Source organism: Nitrosomonas sp., assembly GCF_040240425.1.
Classification (GTDB): Bacteria; Pseudomonadota; Gammaproteobacteria; order Burkholderiales; family Nitrosomonadaceae; genus Nitrosomonas.
Genome location: NZ_QPHG01000030.1, coordinates 1 through 24,666, shown reverse-complemented (window position 1 = coordinate 24,666; position 24,666 = coordinate 1). Strand labels below are relative to the sequence as shown.

General features: G+C 48.2%; 27 protein-coding genes and 1 pseudogene. 11 read left to right on the top strand and 17 right to left on the bottom strand.

Going from position 1 to position 24,666, the window contains the following annotated elements; translation table 11 throughout:
- Positions 1–54: 54 nt before the first annotated feature.
- From DU481_RS11560 to DU481_RS11545, 4 genes are all read left to right on the top strand, one after another.
- Entirely contained in the window at positions 55–1,200 is a 1,146-nt protein-coding gene (locus DU481_RS11560) for an efflux RND transporter periplasmic adaptor subunit (protein WP_350134602.1), read from the top strand.
- The gene (locus tag DU481_RS11555; protein WP_350134600.1) at positions 1,200–1,985 is read left to right on the top strand and encodes an ABC transporter ATP-binding protein; all 786 of its coding nucleotides are present in this window, start codon (positions 1,200–1,202) and stop codon (positions 1,983–1,985) included. Before DU481_RS11560 ends, DU481_RS11555 begins: the two co-directional genes overlap by 1 nt.
- Positions 1,982–3,205, top strand: a complete 1,224-nt coding sequence (locus DU481_RS11550) for an ABC transporter permease (protein WP_350134598.1) — start codon at positions 1,982–1,984, stop codon at positions 3,203–3,205. The genes DU481_RS11555 and DU481_RS11550 overlap by 4 nt, the downstream gene beginning before the upstream one ends.
- A 137-nt stretch (positions 3,206–3,342) precedes the next feature.
- Positions 3,343–3,960, top strand: a complete 618-nt coding sequence (locus DU481_RS11545) for an exopolysaccharide biosynthesis protein (protein ID WP_350134596.1) — start codon at positions 3,343–3,345, stop codon at positions 3,958–3,960.
- A gap of 12 nt (positions 3,961–3,972) precedes the next feature.
- On the opposite strand, the gene rimO is transcribed toward DU481_RS11545, so the two are convergent.
- The 4 genes from rimO to DU481_RS11525 all read right to left on the bottom strand — a co-directional run bounded on the left by rimO (position 3,973) and on the right by DU481_RS11525 (position 7,348).
- Positions 3,973–5,307: a 30S ribosomal protein S12 methylthiotransferase RimO gene (gene rimO, locus DU481_RS11540; protein WP_350134594.1), complete on the bottom strand. Its 1,335-nt coding sequence runs from the start codon at positions 5,305–5,307 to the stop codon at positions 3,973–3,975.
- A 93-nt stretch (positions 5,308–5,400) separates the two neighbouring features.
- Positions 5,401–5,628, bottom strand: coding sequence for a hypothetical protein (locus DU481_RS11535; protein WP_317538045.1), 228 nt, complete (start codon positions 5,626–5,628; stop codon positions 5,401–5,403).
- A complete protein-coding gene (locus DU481_RS11530; protein WP_350134593.1) occupies positions 5,625–6,353 on the bottom strand; it encodes a hypothetical protein in 729 nt (242 codons plus the stop codon). Before DU481_RS11530 ends, DU481_RS11535 begins: the two co-directional genes overlap by 4 nt.
- An 80-nt stretch (positions 6,354–6,433) precedes the next feature.
- Positions 6,434–7,348, bottom strand: a complete 915-nt coding sequence (locus DU481_RS11525; protein WP_090321395.1) for a LysR family transcriptional regulator — start codon at positions 7,346–7,348, stop codon at positions 6,434–6,436.
- A 201-nt stretch (positions 7,349–7,549) separates the two neighbouring features.
- Here DU481_RS11525 and DU481_RS11520 point away from each other — a divergent pair, with 201 nt between their 5' ends.
- From DU481_RS11520 to DU481_RS11490, 7 genes and pseudogenes are all read left to right on the top strand, one after another.
- Positions 7,550–8,971 carry a form I ribulose bisphosphate carboxylase large subunit gene (locus DU481_RS11520; RefSeq protein ID WP_090321392.1) on the top strand — a complete coding sequence of 474 codons (1,422 nt, stop codon included), beginning with the start codon at positions 7,550–7,552 and terminating at the stop codon, positions 8,969–8,971.
- A 79-nt stretch (positions 8,972–9,050) separates the two neighbouring features.
- Positions 9,051–9,407: a ribulose bisphosphate carboxylase small subunit gene (locus DU481_RS11515; protein WP_090321390.1), complete on the top strand. Its 357-nt coding sequence runs from the start codon at positions 9,051–9,053 to the stop codon at positions 9,405–9,407.
- 130 nt (positions 9,408–9,537) lie between these two features.
- Positions 9,538–10,344, top strand: a complete 807-nt coding sequence (locus DU481_RS11510; protein ID WP_090321387.1) for a CbbQ/NirQ/NorQ/GpvN family protein — start codon at positions 9,538–9,540, stop codon at positions 10,342–10,344.
- Positions 10,345–10,397: 53 nt separating this feature from the next.
- Positions 10,398–12,725, top strand: coding sequence for a nitric oxide reductase activation protein NorD (locus DU481_RS11505; RefSeq protein WP_090321385.1), 2,328 nt, complete (start codon positions 10,398–10,400; stop codon positions 12,723–12,725).
- Between the two features lie 119 nt (positions 12,726–12,844).
- Positions 12,845–13,555, top strand: a complete 711-nt coding sequence (locus DU481_RS11500; RefSeq protein WP_350134589.1) for a hypothetical protein — start codon at positions 12,845–12,847, stop codon at positions 13,553–13,555.
- Between the two features lie 70 nt (positions 13,556–13,625).
- Positions 13,626–13,754: pseudogene (locus DU481_RS11495) on the top strand (hypothetical protein); the annotation flags it as partial.
- Between the two features lie 170 nt (positions 13,755–13,924).
- Positions 13,925–14,263, top strand: a complete 339-nt coding sequence (locus DU481_RS11490; protein ID WP_350134585.1) for a hypothetical protein — start codon at positions 13,925–13,927, stop codon at positions 14,261–14,263.
- A gap of 85 nt (positions 14,264–14,348) precedes the next feature.
- Here the strand turns inward: DU481_RS11490 and DU481_RS11485 are convergent, their stop codons facing one another.
- The 13 genes from DU481_RS11485 to DU481_RS11425 all read right to left on the bottom strand — a co-directional run.
- Positions 14,349–14,498: a hypothetical protein gene (locus tag DU481_RS11485; RefSeq protein ID WP_350134583.1), complete on the bottom strand. Its 150-nt coding sequence runs from the start codon at positions 14,496–14,498 to the stop codon at positions 14,349–14,351.
- A 110-nt stretch (positions 14,499–14,608) separates the two neighbouring features.
- Positions 14,609–16,351, bottom strand: coding sequence for a dihydroxyacetone kinase family protein (locus DU481_RS11480; RefSeq protein WP_350134581.1), 1,743 nt, complete (start codon positions 16,349–16,351; stop codon positions 14,609–14,611).
- 117 nt (positions 16,352–16,468) lie between these two features.
- The gene (locus tag DU481_RS11475; RefSeq protein WP_350134579.1) at positions 16,469–16,936 is read right to left on the bottom strand and encodes a peroxiredoxin; all 468 of its coding nucleotides are present in this window, start codon (positions 16,934–16,936) and stop codon (positions 16,469–16,471) included.
- Between the two features lie 3 nt (positions 16,937–16,939).
- Entirely contained in the window at positions 16,940–18,271 is a 1,332-nt protein-coding gene (gene ccmI / locus DU481_RS11470; RefSeq protein ID WP_350134577.1) for a c-type cytochrome biogenesis protein CcmI, read from the bottom strand.
- On the bottom strand, positions 18,268–18,768 hold the full coding sequence (locus DU481_RS11465) for a cytochrome c-type biogenesis protein (protein WP_292669679.1): 501 nt from the start codon (positions 18,766–18,768) through the stop codon (positions 18,268–18,270). The genes ccmI and DU481_RS11465 overlap by 4 nt, the downstream gene beginning before the upstream one ends.
- A gap of 40 nt (positions 18,769–18,808) precedes the next feature.
- Positions 18,809–19,339 (bottom strand): DsbE family thiol:disulfide interchange protein, encoded by a 531-nt coding sequence (locus DU481_RS11460; protein WP_350134575.1) that lies wholly within the window; start codon positions 19,337–19,339, stop codon positions 18,809–18,811.
- On the bottom strand, positions 19,336–21,390 hold the full coding sequence (locus DU481_RS11455; protein ID WP_350134573.1) for a heme lyase CcmF/NrfE family subunit: 2,055 nt from the start codon (positions 21,388–21,390) through the stop codon (positions 19,336–19,338). Before DU481_RS11455 ends, DU481_RS11460 begins: the two co-directional genes overlap by 4 nt.
- 80 nt (positions 21,391–21,470) lie before the next feature.
- Entirely contained in the window at positions 21,471–21,920 is a 450-nt protein-coding gene (ccmE, locus tag DU481_RS11450; protein ID WP_090321348.1) for a cytochrome c maturation protein CcmE, read from the bottom strand.
- On the bottom strand, positions 21,904–22,068 hold the full coding sequence (ccmD, locus tag DU481_RS11445) for a heme exporter protein CcmD (RefSeq protein WP_350134625.1): 165 nt from the start codon (positions 22,066–22,068) through the stop codon (positions 21,904–21,906). The genes ccmE and ccmD overlap by 17 nt, the downstream gene beginning before the upstream one ends.
- Positions 22,069–22,097: 29 nt before the next feature.
- Positions 22,098–22,844 (bottom strand): heme ABC transporter permease, encoded by a 747-nt coding sequence (locus DU481_RS11440; RefSeq protein WP_350134571.1) that lies wholly within the window; start codon positions 22,842–22,844, stop codon positions 22,098–22,100.
- A gap of 231 nt (positions 22,845–23,075) precedes the next feature.
- Entirely contained in the window at positions 23,076–23,735 is a 660-nt protein-coding gene (ccmB, locus tag DU481_RS11435) for a heme exporter protein CcmB (RefSeq protein ID WP_350134569.1), read from the bottom strand.
- 1 nt (position 23,736) lies between these two features.
- The gene (gene ccmA / locus DU481_RS11430; protein ID WP_350134622.1) at positions 23,737–24,351 is read right to left on the bottom strand and encodes a cytochrome c biogenesis heme-transporting ATPase CcmA; all 615 of its coding nucleotides are present in this window, start codon (positions 24,349–24,351) and stop codon (positions 23,737–23,739) included.
- A 70-nt stretch (positions 24,352–24,421) separates the two neighbouring features.
- The coding region (locus DU481_RS11425; protein WP_350134567.1) for an integrase core domain-containing protein at positions 24,422–24,666 on the bottom strand (245 nt) is incomplete at its 5' end.

The window sequence follows — 24,666 nt, the reverse complement described above, 5'->3', positions numbered from 1 at the left end:
CCTGCAATAACGCTATCATTGAATCCCTTCGATCATTATTAAAAGTATTGTGGCATGCGCACACTCAGCACTCGGAAAATTCTCTTTGTCATCATCGTGATTACTGTCGCGGCTGCGTATTGGTTTAGCGATGGAAAAAAGGAATCAAAGACCGGCCAATATAAAACCCGAGGTGTTGAACGTGGCGACATTGTGCAAACCATTTCCGCCAATGGCACACTAACGCCGGTCGTTCTGGTCAACGTCGGTACACAGGTTTCTGGCACGGTGGCGAAATTGCACGCGGACTATAACGATCACGTGGAAATAGGCCAGGTGCTGGCTGAGCTCGATCCTGCGTTGCTTCGCGCGCAATTGCAGCAATCCAAGGCCAATTTATTCAGCGCGCAAACCGCAGCGAAAATCGCTGACAGCAAATTGAAGCGCCAGCGCTTGTTGAAAGAAAAGGAATTCATTTCACCAGAAGCGCTGGAAATCGCCGAACAAGAAGCAGAAGCCGCGCGCGCGCAGGTTGCCATCAGCAAAGCGCAAGTCGACCGTGATCAGGCCAATCTCAACTACAGCGTGATCCGCTCGCCAATTTCCGGCGTGGTGATCGCTCGGGATGTCGATATCGGCCAGACGGTCGCCGCCAATTTCCAGACACCGACATTGTTTCAAATCGCTAAAGATCTGCGGCAAATGCAAGTGAATATCAGCGTCGCGGAAGCCGACATCGGGCAACTGCATATCGATCAACTCATCAACTTCACCGTCGATGCGTTTCAGCAGCGCAAATTTGTCGGTAAAGTCAAACAAATCCGGCTCAACCCGACCATTCAGGAAAACGTCGTCACGTATAACGTGGTCGCCATGGTCGATAACGATGATGGTGCGTTACTGCCCGGCATGACAGCAAATATTAATTTCATTGTCATGCAGAAAAATGATGTGTTGCGCGTACCAAATGCGGCATTGCGCTATCAGCCCAAGGATCTGGACTCCAGCGAAGGCAGTAAAGCAGCCCGGCCGGGTAATCGATCGACACTGTATCTTTTCGCGCAAGATCAAGTGGCACCAACCAGTGTCACGACTGGAATTTCCGACGGTAATTTCACCGAAATCGTCGACGGCGACATTAATGCGGGCGATAAGGTGATTATCAGCGAAGTGGTCGATAAGAAAGAATCGGAAAGTAAATTTAAGCTCAGAGTATTCTGATGGCCCCGATTCAAGCCGCCCACACCGTCAACCCGCTGATTCAAATCGAGGATCTTTGTAAGAGCTATAGTCTGCAAGGCGCCGATGGCAAAACCATCACCAATCAAGTGCTGTTCAGTATCAACCTGACAATCAACCAAGGTGAGTTTGTCGCCATCATGGGTCATTCCGGTTCCGGCAAATCGACACTGATGAATATCCTGGGCTGTCTCGATACACCGACCAGTGGATCGTATTGGCTGGCGGGAAAAAATGTGGCCGCATTATCCGGCGATGAGTTGGCGCATATCCGCAATCAAAGCATCGGCTTCGTATTTCAGGGTTTTAATCTGCTCAAACGCATGACAGCACTGGATAATGTCGCCACACCGCTGCTTTACGCCGGTATCGGCCGTTCCCAAAGCCGTAAACGCGCATTGGAACTGCTGCGCCGTACCGGTTTGGAAAGTTTTGCCATGCATCAACCGAACCAACTCTCCGGCGGTCAGCAGCAACGGGTTGCCATCAGCCGCGCCTTGATCAACGAGCCGCCGCTGATACTGGCCGATGAACCCACTGGCAATCTGGATACTCAGACTAGCCGTGAAATCATGCTTCTATTTGAACAATTGAACCGCGATCAAGGCATCACCATCGTTTTGGTTACGCATGAAGATGATATTGCGGCTTATGCAAAACGCCTCATTCGCTTGAAGGATGGGCATATCATTTTGGATCAGCACAATAAGGCGAGCGGAACCATCCTCAACCAAGCCGCCGCCGGTAATTCTCCAATGACACAATGAATCTCTTGACGATTATCGGCGAGGCCCTGCGTGCTCTGCGGCAAAACCGCCTGCGTACCGGCTTGACTATGCTGGGTATGATCATCGGCGTAGCCGCGGTGGTTCTGATGTTATCCATTGGTCAAGGCGCCCGCACCAAAATCAATGAAACCATCGCAGCGATGGGCAGTAATTTGTTTCTCGTGGTGCCCGGCGCCACATCATCCGGGGGATTCAGTTTTGGCAGCGGCAGCGTCAGAACCTTGACTATCAATGATGCGTATGCGATAGCCGAATTATCGTCCATCAGCGCAACCGCACCGGTCACGACCGGCACCGTACAGCTTAATTATGCGGCGAAAAACTGGAGTACCATCATCACCGGTACCACGCCCAATTATTTCGCAGTAGGCAACTGGAAAATCGAATCCGGCACCATTTTCACCGAGTCCGATTTGCGGTCGGCGGCGCGTGTGGTGGTTCTGGGATCCGTCACGGCAAAGAATTTATTTGGCGATGAAGATCCGGTTGGTAAAACCATCCGCATTACCAATCGGCCTTTCCTGGTCGTGGGGGTACTGATGGCAAAAGGGCAAAGTCTGACCGGACGCGATCAGGATGACAACGTTTTAATTCCCATTACCACCAGCGAAAGGCAAATCACCGGCAATCAATTTCCCGGCTCTATCCGCTACATGATGGTGCAAGGAAAATCGGCGGGCGATATGGACATCGCCGAAATTGAAATCACGCAATTGCTGCGTCAGCGCCACCGTATCGCAAAAGGCAAGGAAAACGATTTTACCGTCCGCAACCTGACCGCGATTGCTGATGTCGCAACCGACGCTGCCAAAGTGATGTCTATCGTGTTGGGCGCTATTGCGTCGGTTTCCTTATTGGTGGGTGGCATCGGTATCATGAATATCATGCTGGTATCGGTCACCGAGCGCACGCGGGAAATCGGCATTCGCATGGCCATCGGCGCGAATCGACGGGCGATTCTGACGCAGTTTCTGCTCGAAGCGATGATGATCTGTATTATGGGTGGGGTAATCGGTTTGTTAGTAGGTATTGGCGGCGCATGGGTGGTCAGCCGGGTGGCCGATATGCTGATCGTGATTACGGTCGGTATGGTTGGATTGGCTTTCTTATTTTCTTCGGCAGTCGGGATATTTTTTGGTTTTTATCCGGCCAAGAAAGCCGCCTCGCTTAAACCAGTCGATGCCTTGCGTTATGAGTAATCAAATGCATCAATCCAGAAACATTGTTGCGATTACACCACAGAATCTTTTGTTAACTGGGCTTTCTAATGCGGAGTATTAGTTTATTTATTGTTTACCCGATACTATGGGTAACAATCTGACAGCGGGAGTCACTTATGACAGTCAAAGAAAAAGAACGCCCTACTTCTGAATTCCTGGCTATTGTCGTCGTTGAGAATAAAAACGAGCTGATATCCGTCGGTGAAATCAAGTCTGCCTTGCATGAGCGCGGATTCGGCATTTTGATGGCGATTGCCGCAGTGCCAATCTGTCTTCCAATCCCCGTCCCGCCCGGCTACACCACAGTTTTCTCAATTCCGTTATTCATTTTCTCGACGCAAATGATTCTGGGGATGCGAGCGCCTTGGCTGCCTATCTGGCTGGAAGGAAAGCACATCAAACGAGCCACCCTCGAGAAGTTCCTGACCAAGGCAAATCCCTGGTTGAAAAAAATCGAAGAACGGATGCAGCCGCGCATTACCTACATCAGCGTACATACCTGGGAACGGATTATCGGCTTCTTTTCATTCGTTTTCGCCTTGGCGATCGCACTGCCGATACCGTTGATCAATTTCTCGCCGGGCTGGGGGATTCTGGTGATGTCGCTGGGACTGCTGAATAAAGACGGTCTGACGATTCTGATCGGTATGATTATCGGCATCATCGGCATCGGTATCGCGATGATCATTCTGGTCATGCTGTGGATGGGAATGTCTTTGCCGTCTTTTTATTGAAGTAAGTTACAATCAATCCGATGCGACGGCAAACAGATCGTGCGCATCGGAACCGGTAATTTCAACTTCGATAAAATCGCCCGGTTGCACGTCACCGGCTCCTTCCACATACACCAACCCGTCGATTTCCGGCGCATCCGCGCTGCTGCGCGCAATCACGCCATCATCGGTTACTTCATCGATCATCACAGTCATGGTTTTGCCCACTTTCGCGGCCAGACGCTGACAACTGATTTCTTGCTGTAATTCCATAAAGCGCCTGCGACGGTCTTCCTTGATTTCTTCCGGCACGGCATCCGGCAATTGATTAGCCGCAGCGCCTTCCACTGCGGAATAAGCAAAACAACCGACACGATCCAATTGTGCTTCCTGCAGAAAAGCTAATAATTCCTCAAATTCCGCTTCGGTTTCTCCTGGAAAACCGACGATGAACGTGCTGCGCAATGTAATTTCCGGACACACCTGACGCCATTGCTGAATTCTTGCCAGGTTGTTCTCTGCGTTGGCGGGACGCTTCATCGCTTTTAAAATGCGCGGACTGGCATGCTGAAGCGGTACGTCCAGATAAGGCAGGATGCTGCCCTGTGCCATTAATGGAATGACTTCATCGACATGCGGATACGGATAGACATAATGCAAACGCACCCAAACACCTAATGTGCCTAATGCCTGCGCTAATTCGGTCAGGCGCGTTTTAACCGGCCTGCCTTGCCAGAAACCACTGCGGTATTTGACGTCAACGCCATAAGCACTGGTGTCCTGGGAAATGATCAACAATTCTTTAACTCCGGCATTCACCAGATGCTCCGCTTCCTGCATCACCTCATGAATCGGGCGGCTGACCAAATCGCCGCGCATCGAAGGAATGATACAAAACGTGCAGCGGTGATTGCAGCCTTCCGATATTTTTACATATGCGTAATGCCGCGGCGTTAGCCGAATTCCCTGCGGCGGTATCAAACTGGTATAGGGATCATGTGGTTGCGGCAAATGGGTATGAATGGCCGACATCACTTCCGGCAGCGCGTGCGGCCCGGTGACCGCCAACACTTGCGGATGCGCTTTCTTGACGACATCACCGCCCTCTTTGGCACCCAAGCAGCCCGTCACAATGACTTTGCCGTTCTCGGCCAACGCTTCGCCAATGGCATCCAGCGATTCCTCCACGGCGCTGTCAATAAACCCGCACGTATTCACAACCACCAGATCGGCATCGTCATACGACGGTGAAATCTCATAACCTTCGGCACGCAACTGCGTCAGAATTTGTTCGGAATCCACCAGCGCTTTCGGACAACCGAGTGAAATGAAGCCAACTTTATGCGAAGTTTGTTTGGATGAGGACATGAATTAAGAATCAAATGGAAGTGTAAGTGCTCTGCACAACAATGAAGCGGGATTTTATAATAGCCAACCTGAAAAATGAGAAGGATATATGTATTAAGCAGTTACAGTAAAGCGCGCGGCATCGATGATAGACCACAAATGAAAAATCCCGGCAATGACGGCTGGAATGATGAGTACCCAGAAAAAATAGCCAACAGCGGTGATCAAGAAAAACAGCAGTGCTGGGAGCAAGCGCCCTTGTACTAATTGTCCCAATCCTGGTATAAAAAAGCTGCATACAGCCGCGACAACATTTCCACCCGATCCTTGCCCCGTCATCATCCTTCCTTTGTTATATTTTCATTCGGCTCGTTGCATTGTATTGTAGCTTCATTTATTAAAGAATGCTCGTATTCGATACCGATCATATCGCCCGCCATTTTCTTTTCGCGGATTTCTTCCAAATCACCCAGTTTATTTAAACGTTGCGAGGTATCGTGAATGAGCTCATCAAGTTTGGCAGTAGATTCGGGAGTCAATGTATTATTTTTTTCGATTTCAAGTTTAAGGAAATGCAAATTATTGAGAAAATTACCAGTGATATCCTGCACCGTGCGCATCGTCGCTTTCAGCACTCTTAATTTTTCTTCCCGCATTTCAATTTCTTTAACCGATTGCAGATACTTAACTCGGGCCTGATGCAATGCCGCCGTTTTATCTCGCTGTTTAAGCGCTAATATTGCGGTTAGCCAAATCACAAATAATGCCAGAAAACGATTGGCGAAAACTTGATAGAGTGGAATTTCACTGAGTGGCGAACCTAGATAACCGATGCCGACCAAGAGTGAGCAGATGACTGCAATGATGAGGGTGAAGCGTTCCTCGGAAGATCTTAAAGAGATCAGTACAACAATCACATACAGAATACCGTTGGCAATACCGAGCGGAGTAGCAAGATCGATCAATAAAATGAACAGGGCAACCACTCCGCATTCCAGATAAACATTCAATTCAGTTGAATGAATGTGGTCTGATTGTTTTTCATCGCAGTGACTAAGATCAGGCATTTTAGTATCTCAATGTAAGAATGTAATCATATTCTTACATTGGATAGTAAGTCAGAAATCAACCTTTATCAACACCCGTATTAATTTTTCGATTCATCCATCAATTTAGCCGCTTCCTTCAATAAAAACTCTCTGAAGGCATTGGCAACACTCGATAAGCGCTTATTTTTCCTATTGACAACATGCCAGTAGCGGATAATCGGAAAGCCTTGCACTTCAAGAATTTTTAAGCGTCCGGTCTCCAGCTCCAATTCTGCGGTATGCTGCGACATGATACCCAATCCCATACCCGCCTGAACCGCTTGTTTGATCGCTTCCGTAGTATCCGTTTCCATCCCTTTATTAATGTTGATTTTATGCGCGGCAAAAAAACGCTCCATCGCACTGCGCGTTCCCGAGCCCGATTCACGCACGAGAAAAGTCTCGTTTGCTAAGCGCTTAACCGGAATATTGTGCTCCTGGCATAAGGGATGATTTGGCGGAGCTACAACTACCAGCGGATTCTCCATGAAAGATTCGCTATCGATATCGAGATTCTCGGGCGGTTGCCCCATGATCGCAAGGTCGATCAAATTATCGGTCAATTGCTTGAGCACGGTTTCCCGGTTGGAAACATTTAAACTCACAGTCACACCGCGAAAGCGCTGACAGAACTTGGCCAATAAATGCGGCGCGAAATAATTGGCGGTAGTTACCACCGAGATATTCAACTTGCCGCGCTCCATACCTTTCAATTCGTCCAGCGCCACTTCCATGTCGGCCAATTGCTGCGAAATTGCCCGGCTGTATTGATACAACTCGCGCCCTGCTTCAGTCAGATAAATTCGTTTACCCAAGTGCTCAAAAAGCGGTAAACTGATGTTGTCTTCTAGCTGTTTAATTTGCATGGAAACAGCAGGTTGGGTCAAATGTAATTCCTCGGCGGCACGCGAATAACTCAAATGCCGGGCTACCGATTCAAATACCTTGAGTTGTCGCAAAGTGAGATGCAGCATATATGTGTCAGCTCAGTAAGTTTATTATAAGTATAACCTTATTATAAACATCAAAATTACTGATTTGTTCTTATGGATAAATAGCGCTATAGTACGCTCCATAGATTTGAGTAGTCATGTTTGTTGTTTGTAACGCAATCTCCTCTCGTTTCTGTCTGTACTGTTGGCCGGAGTTGAGTGGAATTTAACTGGAGAAAAATTATGGCCGTAAAAATATACAATGCTGGTGTAAAAGAATATCGACAAACTTACTGGACCCCTGATTACACGCCATCGGATACCGATCTGTTGGCATGTTTCAAAATTACACCACAACCCGGCGTGCCACGTGAAGAAGTCGCTGCGGCAGTAGCAGCAGAATCTTCCACAGGTACCTGGACCACAGTATGGACCGATCTGCTGACCGATCTGGATTACTACAAAGGACGTGCTTATAAGATTGAAGACGTACCTGGCGATGACACCTGCTTCTACGCTTTCGTAGCTTACCCGATCGATCTTTTTGAAGAAGGCTCTGTAGTCAACGTATTGACCTCGCTGGTTGGTAACGTATTTGGCTTTAAAGCGTTACGCGCACTGCGCCTGGAAGATGTCCGTTTCCCGATTGCTTACGTTAAAACATGCGGCGGACCTCCAGCAGGTATTCAAGTGGAACGCGATCGTTTGAACAAATATGGCCGTGCGCTATTAGGTTGTACCATTAAGCCTAAGCTGGGTCTGTCCGCCAAAAATTATGGCCGTGCTGTATACGAATGTCTGCGCGGCGGTCTGGATCTGACCAAGGACGATGAAAACGTTAACAGCCAACCGTTCATGCGCTGGCGCGATCGTTTCGAATTCGTGGTAGAAGCTTGCCAAAAAGCCGAACGTGAAACTGGAGAGCGTAAAGGTCACTACCTGAACGTGACAGCACCAACTCCAGAAGAAATGTACAAACGTGCAGAGTTCGCTAAAGAATTGGGCGCGCCGATCATTATGCATGACTACTTGACCGGTGGTTTAACAGCCAATACGGGTCTGGCCAACTGGTGCCGCAACAACGGAATGTTGTTGCACATCCATCGTGCAATGCACGCTGTGCTCGACCGTAACCCGCACCATGGTATTCATTTCCGCGTTTTAACCAAAGTACTGCGTTTATCGGGTGGCGATCACCTGCACTCCGGTACCGTGGTTGGTAAATTGGAAGGCGATCGTGCCGCAACATTGGGCTGGATTGACACCATGCGCGATGAATTCATCAAAGAAGACCGCAGTCGCGGCTTGTTCTTCGACCAAGACTGGGGCTCCATGCCAGGCGTATTCCCAGTAGCTTCCGGCGGTATTCACGTTTGGCACATGCCAGCACTGGTTTCAATCTTCGGTGATGATGCTTGCTTGCAATTCGGTGGTGGTACCTTAGGTCATCCATGGGGTAATGCTGCTGGCGCTGCTGCTAACCGTGTGGCACTGGAAGCTTGCGTTGAAGCGCGTAACCAAGGTATTGAAATCGAGAAAGAAGGCAAAGCAATCTTGACCAAGGCAGCGAAAAGCAGTCCAGAACTTAAAATCGCCATGGAAACATGGAAAGAGATCAAGTTCGAGTTTGATACCGTTGATAAACTGGACATCGCACACAAGTAAGCAATACATGGCCAAAGGAGAAAGGCTAATCATTAAGCACTGCTTTTCTCCTTCATCTCACTAAAGTTAAGGAAAAATAATGAGCGAAGTAATCGATTACAAATCACGTGTTAGTGACCCAGCAAGCCGTAAATTTGAAACATTTTCCTATCTGCCTGCAATGGCCGACAAGGATATCAAGAAACAAGTGGAATATTTAATCAGCAAAGGCTGGAACCCAGCGATCGAACATACCGAACCTGAGTATGTTATGGATTCCTACTGGTATATGTGGAAACTGCCTATGTTTGGTGAAACTGATGTAGAACGCGTACTGGCAGAAGCTGCTGCGTGTCATAAAGCGAATCCGAACAATCATGTCCGTTTGATTGGTTACAACAACTTTAACCAGTCTCAAGGCACTGCCATGGTGATATACCGCGGCAAGACTGTTTAAGTAATAACGGGGTTCGAACCCGCAAGACCCCCTTCACCCTTAATTAGGGCAGGGGGTTTTTTTTCACCGGAATTTGGATTGCAATTACTCGAGGGCATCTCGATAAAGACTGTTTCTATAGGAGTCTGTCATGAGCACTATCATTGATCAATATCGCATCAAAAAAGAACCTTATTACCATTCCGTCGCGGATGAAGTGAAACTCTATGAAGCCGCCTATTCGGTACGCATGCCGATGATGCTGAAAGGCCCGACCGGCTGCGGTAAAACGCGCTTTGTCGAATACATGGCATGGAAACTGAAAAAGCCGCTGATCACCGTTGCTTGTAACGAAGACATGACCGCATCCGATCTGGTCGGCCGTTTTCTGCTGGATGCCAACGGTACGCGCTGGCAAGACGGCCCGCTCGCCGTCGCAGCCCGTTACGGCGCGATTTGCTATCTGGACGAAGTTGTGGAAGCACGTCAAGACACCACGGTGGTGATTCACCCGCTAACCGATAACCGCCGCGTATTACCACTGGAGAAAAAAGGCGAATTGATTCAAGCGCACGAGGATTTTCAGATCGTGATTTCATACAACCCCGGTTATCAAAGTTTGATGAAAGACTTGAAGCAATCGACCAAACAACGGTTTGGCGCGCTTGATTTCAACTACCCAAGTCATGACATCGAAAGCGAAATCGTTGCGCACGAATCCGGTGTAACCGTCGACATCGCCGAAAAACTGGTATCCATCGCGGAACGTGCGCGTAACCTCAAAGGACACGGACTGGATGAGGGGATTTCAACACGGATGCTGATTTATGCCGGCAGCCTGATCGCTAAAAAAGTCGACGCGCATGCGGCTTGCCGCGTAGCTCTGGTGCGTCCGATCACTGACGATCCGGATATGCGCGATGCACTGGATGCGGCTGTCAGCACGTTTTTTAATTAAAAGCGGCTGTTCGCAAATAAGTTGATTGTTCTGAAACGTAAATAGGTGCTGCCATGAGTATCAATCTGGACGATTACAAAGAATTGCTCGAGGATCTGGAGCCGGAATCGATTGAGTTGCTCAATCATGCTTGGCCTGAAGCGGCTAAAACTTTTTCAGCGCGTGGGTTGGATAACTATCTGAAAGGTGCATCCGCGATTCGCGGATTAGGGCGCGGGCGCAGTTTAGTGGATTGCTGGATCGACGAAACACCATTAGTCGCTAAAGAAATCGGTGAAGATATTATCGGTGATCTGGCGACTACTGTCCTTTCCCTTGCCTCAAGAACTTCTGCCTCTGTTATCGAGTTGGTGTTAGCTACTGCCCCGACTGCCGCCAAACGTTTGGGCGATACACAGTTGTTCCAGAATTACTTGCAATTCCTGAATACGTTGATCGCCCAGGCGCCGCGTGGTATGCGTCCCATGCTCAGCAAACTGGACATTCTATTCGGCCAGCTGACCCTCGGCGGCTTGCGCCGCTGGGCCATGTGGGGCGCGCACGCGCATCGCACCGATTACGAAGAGCAAATTCGTTATTTCGGACTGGAATCGAAGGAATCGCTCGCGGTATTGCAAAAAGAACGTAAAGGCACGCTGTTCGTCGATGTGCAACGGCGTATCAATATGTATCTGCGCGCCTTGTGGGCACGTGATTTCTTTATGAAACCGACTTCCGGCGACTTTGAAACACGCGAAGGCTACAAACCGTTCATCGAGCACTATTTCATCCATCTACCCGATGCTTACGATGCGTTCGGCGATGTTTCGGCGACCGAAGTCTATCGCGCCGCTGCCGCGCATGCCGCCGCGCATTTGGTCGAAACCAAACAACCGATTTCCGCGGAAAGTTTGAATCCGCTGCAAATGGCGGTGATTTCCGTCATTGAGGACGCACGCATCGAAGAATTATCGATTCGCCGTTTTCCCGGATTACGTCACACCTGGTCGGTGCTGCACAGCGCCACGCCGGACATGAATGCGTCAATGGGTGATTACCTCAACCGTCTGGCACGCGCCCTGCTCGATCCGGATTATAAGGATAAGGATCCGTGGATCGTGGAAGGACGCAAACTGTTTAAAGCCGCGAAAGACCAGCTTGATAGCCACAAGACGTCTTGGGATATCGGTGTGCAGCTCGCACACAGTTTCATGGACAAAAAAATTCCGTACAACCCGCGCACCGACGTGCTCACCGCGCCATACCGCGACGACAACCGCTATTTCTGGGAATTCGAGGAATTCGACTTCAACAAATCGTTGTCCGCTGGATACGATGCGCCGAAACAAGTGCGGAAATACGTTAACGTGATGGAATTCGCCAACGAACTCGACGTGGAAACCGCCGGTGATGACGCAGAGGAAATCTGGGTCATGGGCACTGAATTCTTCCCGTACGAAGATATGGGTGTATCGTACAACGATATGGAAGGCAAGGAACCGGTCTCGGCGCCCTATCACTATTCCGAATGGGATTACCAGATTCAATTGGAACGTCCGGATTGGGCGACGGTGCAGGAAAAACGCGCCAAACTGGGTGACATGCAATGCATCGACGATATTGCTAACCAATACAAACGCGAAATCGCCCGCATGAAATTCTTGTTGGACGCGATGCAACCACAAGGCACGCGCCGCATCCGCAAACTCGAAGACGGCGACGAAATCGACATCAACGCCGCGATCCGTTCAATGATCGACATTCGTATGGGCATGCAACCCGATCCGCGCATCATGATGCGTTCGGTGCGCAAAGTACGCGATATCTCGGTGCTGGTATTGCTCGATTTATCCGAATCGACCAACGACAAAGTCGCCGGTCATGACTACTCCGTGCTCGACCTGACGCGCCAAGCGACGGTATTGCTCGCCAACGCCATCAACAAAATCGGCGACCCGTTTGCCATCCACGGCTTCTGTTCCGACGGACGGCACGACGTCGAGTATTTCCGCTTCAAAGATTTCGATCAACCCTACGACGAAACTCCCAAAGCGCGGCTCGCCGGCATGACAGGGCAACTTTCAACCCGCATGGGCGCCGCGATGCGCCATGCCACGCATTACCTGAAATTGCAGAAATCGGCGAAAAAATTGCTGCTCGTCATTACCGACGGCGAACCGGCCGATGTCGACGTGCGCGACCCGCAATACCTTCGCCACGACACCAAGAAAGCGGTGGAAGAAGCCGGCCGCTCCGGCATTCTGACCTACTGCATGAGCCTCGACCCACGCGCCGATCAGTATGTATCGCGCATTTTCGGCGAACGCAATTATCTGGTGGTAGATCATGTGGAGCGATTGCCGGAGAAACTGCCGGTGTTATATGCGGGGCTGACGCGTTAAGGAACTTAAAGGTTTTAAACAATTATGCAGTGCATTGATGGTACGATTAGAAATATTTAAATCGCCCGTATTGGCATTTTAAATTAAAAATAATAACGTATATAAAAAGTGAGATAACAATGAAAAATAATAAAATTTATCCATCCGCACTATTTGCATTAATACTTTCCGCAGGCATATCGGAAACCATTGCAGCCCCTGAAGAAATACCCGGATCAAACTTAACGGTCGATTTCGCAGAATCAGTGCTTTCCGGCGCCGGCCGCTTGATTCGTGCGACTAATATTCCGGTGCAATCCGCGGGAACCACCGTTTACTACGATGTGGAGATGGATTTCAGCACATTAGCCGACGGCTCGTTCGGGGCAAAACTAATTTCTGCAACGCCGTCAACCGGCCCTGTCGCTCCGACTTCCGTCAGCACGATGAATTTCTTGCCAGGTACCTATGCTGGTATTGTGTCGGGCGCACCAGCCGCAGCACTCCCTTGCTTTTTCTCGCTAGAAGCCCCATCGATCGGAGCGGATGGCCGCCGCACTTACATATTGACCATTACGTCCAGCGGAACCGGCTGTCCGGCGGGTGTCACTTCATACAGCTGGCAAACTGGCCCTGCAGCTAACAACAGTATCATCAGTTCAGGTTTTTCAAGAGTAGGCAGCAATTTTGAAACACAAAGCTCGCTGACTTATTCTTACGGCACGGAAATAAGCTCAGCAGGAGCGACTGTCAGAACACAACAAATTGGCAACACGCTGACAATTGAACAAGTGAATACCTCCGCATCAACTTTTTCCGGAGCCAAAAAACTTACCCTGATCAAGCAATAATCAACTATAGACCTACGGTAGAGTCGCCGACGCCAGAAGGCGCACCAATCCGCTCTATTCTACTGTATGAATGAGCCTCGACCCTCGTGCGGATCAATACGTGTCGCGCATTTTCGGCGAACGCAATTATCTGGTGGTGGATCATGTGGAGCGGTTGCCGGAGAAACTGCCGGTGTTGTATGCGGGATTGACGAGATAGAAAGTTTAGCTGGATATACAAAATAGAATCTATGAAAATAAATCGTAATTCAGCGATCGAAGCGGTGATTGTGTTGAATTACTTGATTGCAGATTTTGTGGCCGGAACCGCTGTGTTTATTGACTATCGTGAACGCTACAGGCTAGAAAAGCTTAGTGCAATACAGTTAAGTGCAGTGGAAACAATGTGTTTCTCGCATCTTGCGCTGTCACTTTTTTAAATTACTGGAATTTTGGGAGCATTACCATCAATTATTACCGGAAAACCATCATAGAGATTTAAAAGAATTAAACAAAAAAATTCGAAAAAAAGGTATTGAAAATTTTAGAAATAAAGTTTCTGGCCACATATTAGATAAGGGTTCAGAAAAACCATTAGCGCCATCAGAAATTATGATTTTACTTGAAGAATTAATCGGTGAGCATGCTGATATTTTTCTTAATTGGATCAAAATCCCATTAATAATACTTACCAAATACTGTAGTAAGTATTCTAGAAACAATTCGTAACTCTATAGCTCAAGTATATAGCATCACTCCAGATGAGATTATTAATAGTTAGCACGGCAGGATGCCGCCGACACCAGAAGGCGCATCAATTAACAGGAATTCCAATATCTCCATCAAGTCGCCTGCAGTAAAGCTCCACCTTGATCGCCTCATGAGGAAATTCAATTAGCGTCGCTTTCAGTGCAGCCAGCAATGCAGTTGCGTCGCTGCGCACACCTTTGGCATCGTGCGCCACTAGCTATGCCGCTTCGCGCATGGAAACCCGGACCTGCGGGATCGCCCACGCGTCAAATACGATGACCAGCGCAGTTGTGATCGGCCGCGAGTTGTAATTTTGTTCGCCGGTCAAGCGCAATATTTTCTAATAATTTTATCCACTGTACATACGATCAAAGCCATTGAAACAGCGCCGGGATCTGGCGTGCCGATACTTTTTTCCGCATGCGGGCGGGCACGGCCGATTCGCGGTATTAGATTCCGGGTGGCTTGCGCGGCTTCATCGGCAATATGAGCGGCCATTGTCCAGGCAGCGGCAACCGTTAGATTTTGGGCTGCACCGGCAACCAATGCTTGTGCGAATGGATGCAGTACGTCAACCAACGTCTTGTCACCAAGTTGCGCCTTGCCAAGATTGCTTACCGCATCGAGTGCTGCGGCCGCGCCGACGGCAACTGCTGCAGCATCCGGTTTCGCTTCATCCCCCAGTGCGCTGCCTAAGCTGCGCAGAATCACACCCCACAACGCTCCCGATGTGCCTCCTGCACGGTCGGACCAGGCATCTCCGGCGGCAGTCAGCACGGTGCCTGCACCGGCTTGGACATCCAATGCCGCTCTGGCTGCGTCAACAGCTGCGGTAAGTCCGCGTTGCATGCCAATGCCGTGATCGCCGTCTCCCGCAATAGCGTCCAAACGGCCTAGCGCTTCCTGTTGCAGCTCAACCGCATCCCGGGCCGCTTCAAGTGCGGCTAACACCACTTTTGCAGCAGCTTGTGAATCAGCCGATCCGATTTTCAACGGTTGCTTATCATGGGAAGGCTGAACGGCTACTGCGATATTTTCTTCGGATTGAACGGCCGGTGCGATATTACCACGATGAAACGCGGGTGTATCCGCTGGGGCAGTCCAGGTCTGTTCGAGTTCATCGTTAAGCCAGTACAACGTCAGTGAGACGCCTGCCATGTCGAAGCTGGTAATCAATTCATCCACCACGGGTTCGACGATGATCAGTCCGTGCTGGGTTAGCAACTGGTCGATTTTGCGGTAAATAACAAACAATTCTTCGTACTTCACCGCACCCAGACCGTTCAGGATCACGCCCACACGTACACCGGAAAGACTACCAATCGACAGCGGAATTTCGGCGAGCAATTTCTCCACCAGCATTTCCGCCAATCCATCAGCAGAAGGCGCATCGACGCGATACAAACCGGGCTCACCGTGAATGCCCATGCCGACCTCCATTTTCCCATCGGCAACTTCAAACAGCGGTTTATTAGCGCCTGGCAAAGTACAACCAGAAAAAGCGACACCCAGCGAACGCACACGATCTTTGGCTTCCGTAGCAATACGAACCACTTCATCAAGTGGCTTGCCCGCATCGGCGGCAACAGCGGCGGCTTTGAATACCGGCAAAGTACCGGCAATACCTCGGCGCTTATGTTGCTCAACAACTACGGCCGATGCGATGTCATCGGTCACCACCACCGAGCGCACATCGATACCTTGCGCGCGGAGCTGTGCTTGCGCTTGCTCGAAATTGAGTACGTCACCCGCGTAATTGGCATAGCAAAACAAAATCCCACCGCCCACATCTACCACCTGCGCAATCTGACAGATTTGCTGTGCCGATGGTGCGGCAAAAACATTACCCAACGCGGCACCGTGTGCCAATCCTTGACCGACAAACCCGCCAAAAGCGGGATAATGACCCGATCCGCCGCCAATAATCACAATCGCTTGACCAGGTTTGGCTTTGTAGCGGCGAACTACACCGCCATTGACACGCTGTATTGTATTCCGGTGCGCGGCGGCAAAGCCTTCGAGCAGTTCGTCGGCAAACTGCGCGGGATTATTGAATAAGTAAGTCATTTATGCCGTGCCATTTTCATCAGAAATGATTCAGGCAAATCATATAACGCAGAACAATTACTCAGGAATAAAAAAGGAGGATGCAGTGATAATAGCTTCTATTATTGACGAGAAAGACTACTGATTGAGTGTAGTGACAAAATCCAGAACTTCTTGAACGTGACCGGGCACTTTCACGCCGCGCCACTCTTTTCTTAATATGCCTTGCGCATCGATCACAAACGTACTGCGTTCGATGCCGAGAACTTGCTTGCCGTACATATTTTTGATTTTCATGACGCCAAACAGGTCGCAGACCTTTTCGTTTTCATCACTCAGCAATTCAAAGGGAAACTGCATTTTTTCCTTGAAACACTGGTGTGATTTGAGATTGTCGCGTGAAACACCTACAACGATGCAATTTTCCTTCGTAAACTCAGGTAGGTGATCACGAAAATCCTGGCCTTCCAGGGTACATCCGGGCGTATCATCTTTGGGATAGAAATAAATAACCAGATGTTTACCCACATTAGCCGATAATGAGAATGTTGTATTATCGGTCGAGGGTAAAGAAAAATCTTCAACCGGATGATTGATTGCAAGCATTTTTTATGGCACCTGTTTATTGATCACGACCGCTATATTATTGTGACCGAGCTTGACCGGTTCGCTAAATCCTTGCAAATCCCCGCTGGCAGTGAAAGCCTGGCCTGATTTCGAGACTCTGGCTTCGATCACGACTTCCGGAAAGCTCGACATTTTCATGGTTGGCGTCATCGCCATATCATCCGTCAGCGTGAACGTGGCCGGAAGATCGCTTGCTTTCAATCGTAAAATGGCCAGCGGCATTTTCGGTCCTGATTTGGCTCGAGCATAAATAAACAAAGTGTCATTTGCCGAGACTTTTGCTGCCATATCACTGCTAATCGTTACCTGACCGGACACTGAAAGCGATGTTGCCGCAGGAGAATCCGAACTCGCCGCTTTTTCCACAGGTTGTGGGCTGGCTTCTTGTTTCGATTCTACAACTTTAACCGGTTGTTCCGGCGCAGCGGGTTTGCCACCTGAAGCGAGTAATTTAGCTTCAGCGATACTGTCCTTCACTGATTGGGCTAATGGAGAATCCGCAGGAATTCCTTCTAGCAATTTTTCCCAGTACTCAGCTGCTTGCGCATATCTTTCTTGTTCAAATTCAGCTGTACCCGCTAAAGCTAGTGCTTTAGGATATTTCGGATCAATGCGTAATGCTTCATGAATCAACTCGGCCGGTTTTCCCGATAAATTGCCTTGATTTTTCATGGCCAAAACATCAGCGTAGTCACTCAGAATCTGTGGACTGTCGGGTATCAGTTCCACCAGCTTAGCATAGGTATTGCCGGCCTCTGCATACCGCCCCATGATCGCATAGGTACGACCGAGCATAATCCAGCCTTCGATGTCTTCCGGGTTGTTATTCAATCGCGTAATCAAATTCTCTAATACGGATGAGAAATTATCATGACCTGCCGGAGCGCTTCCGCCATCGCGATTCATTTGCTGGGTTGCATTGGCAAGTTGCGCTTGCGGTAACAAACCGCGCGTATCGCCGATCACAAGATACAAGCTGATAGCCGCCAATGGCAGCGTCAATGCAATAAAAGTCGACAGCACGATATTGCGGATTTTCTTATTTTTCCCTATTACCAGTTTATCGCGCTCAGTCACATCCTGCAGCATCCGCTGCTGTAGTTCCTGTTTACTTCTGTCGTACTGTTCCCGGCTGAGAATATCGTTTTCCAAGTCACGATCAAGTTCTGCAATTTGATCGCGGTACACGGTAATGTTGACAGCATCGTGCTCCAAATTTTTAAGCTGATTGTCCCTGCTCCGCAATAATGTTGGAATAATGAACAACAGAGCGGTAACAATAAAAATCCCAGAAATAACCCAAAAAGCCGTCATACGTTTTTACCTTTTTTATCTTCATTCAGTAATGCTTCCGCTTCTTCAAGCTGGGCTTGTGAAAGCGACACATCTTCTATCTGTAAACGCCGGCGTCTTAAATACACAATCAGTGAACCCAATCCAAGCACAAATAAAATGACCGGACCAAACCATAGCAAGAATGTGGTGGGTTTGATGGGTGGATCATAAAGAACAAAATCTCCGTACCGATCTACCAGAAACTGGATAATTTCCGGATCGGTTTTATTTGCTTTTATCTGCTCACGAATTTCACGTCTGATATCGTTAGAAAAATCTGCGCGGGAATCCGCAATGGTCTCATTTTGACAAACCAAGCAACGCAAATTTTCCGTCAGCAGCAGCATCCTTTTTTCGACTTCGGGATTTTCTGCGACAGGTACTGCTTCTTTCGACCACCCGGTTAATGGAATAAGCAGAAATAGAACTAAAACAAACACTGCAGCTTTCATTACACCATTAAATTGACGTACCATGACAAAACCAACCTTTATTTATGTGATTCGTACAGTCTGCTTATACTTGTTGCTGCAGTTCTTTGATGAGTGGAATAATGGTTTTTTCAAGCGAATCCACCGTGACTGGTCCGATCTGTTTATGTCGTATGATACCTTTTTTATCAATCACATAAGTCTCAGGAACACCATAAACACCGTAATCGATCCCAACCTTGCCGTCAGAATCGACGATACTAATAGCGTAAGGATCACCGTAGCGTTTTAACCATTGCAAAGCAGTATTACGTTCATCCTTGTAATTGAGGCCATAAATAGGAACAATCCCTGTTCTTGCCAGCTGTACTAACAGAGGATGTTCATCACGACACGCAACACACCAAGATGCCCATACATTCAACATCCAAACCTTACCCAGATTCTCATCTGACGACATTATCTGATCAGGTTGATGCAAATGATTTAACTGAAACTTCGGTGCTGGCTTGTCTATCAACGGTGAAGGCACTTGCCGTGGATTTAATGTCAAACCGACCAGCAAAAATGCTGCCAGCACCATGAAAGCAAATAATGGAAGTAAATAGCGCATCATACTTTGGTTGTTTCCGTTGCTAATTCAACTTTATTCACGGATGGGGCAACAGCCACTGGAGACTCTGCTACTACACTTTCAGATTCTTTTTCATCAACTTTGGCAGCGCCTTTTTTGGTGATTTTCAGGCGATAGCGGCGATCAGTGATTGAAGTAATACCACCAATAGCCATTAATACACACCCTAACCAAATCCAATCGACAAAAGGCTTATGATAAACCCGAACCACCCAGGCGCCATTAGTTAACGGCTCACCTAAAGCCACATAAAGATCACGCAAAAAGCCGGTATCAATCGTTGCTTCGGTCATTGCCATACCGGATGCGTTATAAGTACGCTTTTCCGGATACATATTACGAACAAATTGCTCATCCTTAATGACAGCAATATCACCGATCACTGCTTTATAGTTAGGCCCTACATCATTACGGGTGCCGTTAAACTGAAAAGTATAGCCGCCGACCGTTACTTTACTGCCAATCTCCATACGCACATCTTTCTCGGTTTCGTAACCATTCACCAAAGTAACACCAATAATGAATACAGCCACACCAATATGTGCACAGTGCATACCGTAATAACTTCTTGATTGTCTGGCTAACTTGGTGAATAAATTGCCTTCACCGCTATTACTAACGCGGTGTTTCAAATTCACAAATGCACATACTATGATCCAGAAGGCCAGTAATAAACCGAAGCTAATCATCGGTTTCCATTCACCCATATAATATGGCGCGATCAAAGCAGAAACCACACTTACGGCAAACGCCCAGCGCAAACGGATTGCCAATGTCGGCAAGCTCATTTGTTTCCAGCGCGAAATAGGGCCAACACCGATCAGAAAAATTGCCGGGGTCATCACAGGCACAAAAATCGCCTCAAAATAAGGAGGACCTACCGATAATTTACCCAGCCCTAATGCATCGATAATCAATGGATAAAGTGTTCCCAGCAAAACACTTGCCGCTGCGACCAGTAACAGGATGTTGTTAGCCAGCAGCATGGATTCACGCGAGAGTAAATCGAACTTTCCGCCCAAGCCAACTTTCGGTGCCCGCCATGCAAACAATACCAGCGAGCTGCTGATGACGATAAACAAGAAAGCCAGAATAAATACCCCGCGTGAAGGATCTGTCGCGAAGGCATGAACCGAAGTTAAAACTCCTGATCGTACCAGGAATGTTCCTAATAAACTTAAAGCAAATGCGGAAATCGCCAGTAAAACAGTCCAGCTTTTGAAACTACCACGTTTCTCGGTAACCGCCAATGAGTGAACCAAAGCTGTACCAACCAGCCACGGCATAAATGACGCATTTTCGACCGGATCCCAGAACCACCAGCCGCCCCAGCCCAATTCATAATAAGCCCACCAGCTACCAAGCATGATTCCACATGTCAAAAACACCCATGCGACGATCGTCCAAGGACGCGACCAACGCGCCCAAGTTGCATCCAACCTTCCACTTAACAATGCCGCGATAGCAAAAGCAAAAGCGACAGAAAATCCTACATATCCCATATACAGCATCGGTGGATGTATCACCATACCGGCGTCCTGCAGCAGCGGATTTAAATCGCTCCCTTCAAATGCGGCAGGTAACAAGCGATCAAATGGGTTAGAAGTGAACAACATAAACACCAGAAAACCGATGCTTACTAACCCTAAAACCCCGAGAACCCGGGCAACGATATCATCCGGTAATTGCTTGCTAAAGACACTGACTGCAACTGACCAGCCCGCCAGCATCAAAACCCATAATAATAAAGAACCTTCATGCGAACCCCAAGTCGCTGCCAAGCGGAAATGAAAAGGCAGTTCCGTATTTGAGTTCTTCGCCACATTCATGACTGAGAAATCACTGCTGATGAAGGAGTAAGCCAAACAGCAGAATGCAATCAGCACGAATACGAATTGTCCTTGTACCACCGGCCTAGCAAGTGCAATCCACGAGGGAATACCGCGTGCCGCGCCGATAATCGGCAGCGTTCCTTGGATAGAGGCTAATAATAAGGCAAGAATTAAAGAAAAATTACCAATTTCTGGGATCATGATTTTTTCTTACAAATGAATGGTTATTAAGAATTTGGAAATGATGCGCTCAGGCTACATGAGAAAAAACGGGAAAAATTCTATTGTATCAAGGATGCCTTTTGTGCTTTGGCAGCTTGCTCCAGAGCCTCGGCTGCTTCAGGCGGCATATAGTTTTCATCGTGCTTTGCCAGCACTTCATCCGCCACAAAAATGCCATCCGAGGATATTTTCCCTTGCGCTACGACACCCTTACCTTCCTTGAATAAATCAGGCAGTATGCCGGTATACACAACCGGTATTGCTTGGGCGGTATCCGTTACTGAAAAACGAACCGTTGTCGTGCTGTCATCACGTTTAACACTACCTTCTTCAACCAATCCGCCTATCCGGAAACTTTTTCCAATCGGCGCTTCTTTTGCAACAACTTGAGATGGACTGAAGAAGAAAACCAGATTACTTTGAAATGCATTTAATACGAGTACGGCGGCAACCCCTAATGCTGCAACGCCGGATACTATAACTACAAGTTTTTTATGACGTGGTTTCATTTTTTATCTCTTCTTTATTGATGCCGTAAATGAGACTGTATTGTTTTTCCAAAGTTCGGTAACGTCTCGAAATTAATAAAATCTCACCCACGATACAAATAAGTGTCACAGCATATGAACCCCACACATAGAGTCCGTAGCCTCCCATTGAGAAAAACTCCGACCAGCTTGACCAAATCATCGTATAGCTCCGTTCTTGTGTAACTCAGCCACCCATGCGGTATGGCTCTCGCGCTCCAAAATAATCACACGCGTACGCTTCAATATCACTGCAATGGAATACATCCAGCTTGCAAACACCATGATGAGCATGCCTGTCAGCATGGTACTCGCCATCGCGGGTGCTTGATTGACACTGACGGATGCGCCTTGATGCAAAGTATTCCACCATTGCACTGAGAAATAAATAATCGGGACATTAACCACGCCAACCAGCGCGATGATTGCACCCGCTTTATCTGCGCGGCGCGGGTCGTCAATGGCTGCTTGCAGTGACATAAAACCGATATAGAGAAAAAACAGAATTAATTCGGAAGTCAGCCGGGCATCCCATACCCACCAGGTTCCCCACATCGGTTTGCCCCACAATGCCCCTGTCCAAAGTGCTATAAAGGTAAACATCGCGCCAGTTGGAGCAATGGCTGTTGCAAACATGGAAGAAAGCCGGGTATTAAACGCCAAACCAATGCCCGCCCAGAACGCCATTACGACATAGAGAAACATCGACATCCATGCTGCGGGAACATGAATGAAAATAATCCGGTAAGCTTCACCTTGCTGGAAATCCGTAGGCGCAACAAAAAAACCGACATAAAGTCCCGCGCCTAATAGTGCAGCTGCAGCAAAAACGAATATCGGAATCATTTTCCCCGCCAGTGAATAAAAACTGGCTGGAGAAGAATATTTGAACCAATTAATAGCCATATTTAAATTTTATAATTCTTCATGTTAAATTTCAGTTCCGATTCAGCCCTAAATTTTTAGCCGCCAATTCTATACCAAATCGATACTAAAATGACAAAATCCAGAATTGACTTTCCAGAAATGACTTCGACAGATTGAGTAGCTTCACAAAAAGATTTATGCAGATAATGCAAAAACTTACTGAAATTATCCTCTGAAAGTTACATCAACTTCAATAGTGCCAGTGCTTGTCTACTCCAGTGAAACACGTAAAGCTGAAGCGGCTGCCCACGGTGCAAAAACACCTGATACTAAAAGAAATGCACCGATCAAGGACAAGTGCGCATCAAATTCCATTCCGGACATATTCGCTTCCACCGCCCCCGCGCCAAAAATCAGCACCGGAATATATAATGGCAGCACTAGTAACGAAACCAATACACCACCACCACGCAGCCCTAAAGTCAGTGCCGCACCAATAGCGCCTATTAAACTCAATACCGGGGTACCCAGTAATAAAGCCGCTGTTAAAACCAGCAACGCTTCCCCCGGCAAATCATATTGAATACCCAGAACCGGCGCCATCAATACCAGTGGCACACCCGTCACTAGCCAATGCGCAGAAGCTTTTCCCAGCACTAAAAGTGATAACGACTGCGGTGACAGCAGCATTTGCTCCAATGTGCCATCCAAATAATCATTAGAAAACATCCGGCCTAGCGACAACATGCAAGCCAATAATGCCGCAACCCAGACCACACCTGGCGCCATGGTACGGAGCATATTCATTTCCGGCCCGACGCTGAGTGGAAACAAGCTCACCACGATAATGAAAAAAAACAGCGTAGTCAGCACATCGGCTTGACGCCGCACCGCCAGCAAAAGATCACGTTTAATTATCCACATAAACATATCAGGCCAGATGTAACTGCGTAGTTGATGTTGCTGTAATATCAATTTCTTGGTGTGTCGTCATCACCACCATACCATCTTCCCGCAAATGCTGCTCGAGCAATTCCTGAATCAATTTAACTGCTGCTACATCCAATGCAACCAATGGTTCATCCAGAATCCACAGAGGGGTTTTACATACCAGCAAACGAGCCAGCGCGACACGGCGCCGCTGGCCTTGCGATAACACCTTGACCGGCAATCCTTCCCTGCCCAGTAAGCCAATATGGTTAAGCGCTTCTTTCGCTTGATCAGTACCGATGTCAAAACCAGCTAATGCACTTGAGACGCGCAAATTCTCAATCACTGTTAAATCATCTTTCGTGCCACTCAAATGCCCGATATAAGTCATCGCGCCATAATACTCACCATCCAGCGCGCGAATCGAGGCGCCACTCCAGCGAATCTCACCGGCGGCGGGATTGGATAACCCGCACAGCATGCGTAATAAACTGGTCTTGCCGCTGCCATTCGGGCCACGCACTTGCATTAAGCCACCCGCTTCAAGTGAAAAATTGACATCTCTAAAAAGTTCGCGATCACCGCGAACACATGCGAGATTGATACCTTGTAGCATTATTTTATCGATCGATGGAATAGACTGCTGATTATAACGCATTGAGAATACCTATGGCACCGTAGATCATTCAGTGCGGCATCCCGCAATTCTTGATAGCTTTATCTGTAAGAAACCTCAGTGTTGTACAGAGAGGTTGATTGAAATAAGCGTTGAGTATTTCATAAGGGGTGGCATTATTCAAACTCTTATGAGGCTTAACGGTATTGTAGAAGTTAATGAAACGGAGAAGCTGAATGCGTCGATCGGCGCAGTCTTTAAAGTGAATCTTGCTGTGCCACATATCCATCAGTGTGCGGATAACCCGCTCAGCTT

Bases quoted from the DNA above. Each gene is read 5' to 3' on its own strand.
- ccmB (WP_350134569.1), bottom strand. From the start codon at position 23,735: ATGTTTATGTGGATAATTAAACGTGATCTTTTGCTGGCGGTGCGGCGT.
- DU481_RS11555 (WP_350134600.1), top strand. From the start codon at position 1,200: ATGGCCCCGATTCAAGCCGCCCACACCGTCAACCCGCTGATTCAAATC.
- DU481_RS11515 (WP_090321390.1), top strand. From the start codon at position 9,051: ATGAGCGAAGTAATCGATTACAAATCACGTGTTAGTGACCCAGCAAGC.
- DU481_RS11475 (WP_350134579.1), bottom strand. From the start codon at position 16,936: ATGCTTGCAATCAATCATCCGGTTGAAGATTTTTCTTTACCCTCGACC.
- DU481_RS11545 (WP_350134596.1), top strand. From the start codon at position 3,343: ATGACAGTCAAAGAAAAAGAACGCCCTACTTCTGAATTCCTGGCTATT.
- DU481_RS11460 (WP_350134575.1), bottom strand. From the start codon at position 19,339: ATGATGCGCTATTTACTTCCATTATTTGCTTTCATGGTGCTGGCAGCA.
- ccmI (WP_350134577.1), bottom strand. From the start codon at position 18,271: ATGACGGCTTTTTGGGTTATTTCTGGGATTTTTATTGTTACCGCTCTG.
- DU481_RS11520 (WP_090321392.1), top strand. From the start codon at position 7,550: ATGGCCGTAAAAATATACAATGCTGGTGTAAAAGAATATCGACAAACT.
- DU481_RS11530 (WP_350134593.1), bottom strand. From the start codon at position 6,353: ATGCCTGATCTTAGTCACTGCGATGAAAAACAATCAGACCACATTCAT.
- DU481_RS11560 (WP_350134602.1), top strand. From the start codon at position 55: ATGCGCACACTCAGCACTCGGAAAATTCTCTTTGTCATCATCGTGATT.
- DU481_RS11550 (WP_350134598.1), top strand. From the start codon at position 1,982: ATGAATCTCTTGACGATTATCGGCGAGGCCCTGCGTGCTCTGCGGCAA.
- ccmD (WP_350134625.1), bottom strand. From the start codon at position 22,068: ATGGGAGGCTACGGACTCTATGTGTGGGGTTCATATGCTGTGACACTT.
- DU481_RS11510 (WP_090321387.1), top strand. From the start codon at position 9,538: ATGAGCACTATCATTGATCAATATCGCATCAAAAAAGAACCTTATTAC.
- DU481_RS11480 (WP_350134581.1), bottom strand. From the start codon at position 16,351: ATGACTTACTTATTCAATAATCCCGCGCAGTTTGCCGACGAACTGCTC.
- ccmE (WP_090321348.1), bottom strand. From the start codon at position 21,920: ATGAAACCACGTCATAAAAAACTTGTAGTTATAGTATCCGGCGTTGCA.
- DU481_RS11505 (WP_090321385.1), top strand. From the start codon at position 10,398: ATGAGTATCAATCTGGACGATTACAAAGAATTGCTCGAGGATCTGGAG.
- DU481_RS11535 (WP_317538045.1), bottom strand. From the start codon at position 5,628: ATGATGACGGGGCAAGGATCGGGTGGAAATGTTGTCGCGGCTGTATGC.
- rimO (WP_350134594.1), bottom strand. From the start codon at position 5,307: ATGTCCTCATCCAAACAAACTTCGCATAAAGTTGGCTTCATTTCACTC.
- DU481_RS11500 (WP_350134589.1), top strand. From the start codon at position 12,845: ATGAAAAATAATAAAATTTATCCATCCGCACTATTTGCATTAATACTT.
- ccmA (WP_350134622.1), bottom strand. From the start codon at position 24,351: ATGCTACAAGGTATCAATCTCGCATGTGTTCGCGGTGATCGCGAACTT.
- DU481_RS11465 (WP_292669679.1), bottom strand. From the start codon at position 18,768: ATGGTACGTCAATTTAATGGTGTAATGAAAGCTGCAGTGTTTGTTTTA.
- DU481_RS11440 (WP_350134571.1), bottom strand. From the start codon at position 22,844: ATGGCTATTAATTGGTTCAAATATTCTTCTCCAGCCAGTTTTTATTCA.
- DU481_RS11455 (WP_350134573.1), bottom strand. From the start codon at position 21,390: ATGATCCCAGAAATTGGTAATTTTTCTTTAATTCTTGCCTTATTATTA.
- DU481_RS11525 (WP_090321395.1), bottom strand. From the start codon at position 7,348: ATGCTGCATCTCACTTTGCGACAACTCAAGGTATTTGAATCGGTAGCC.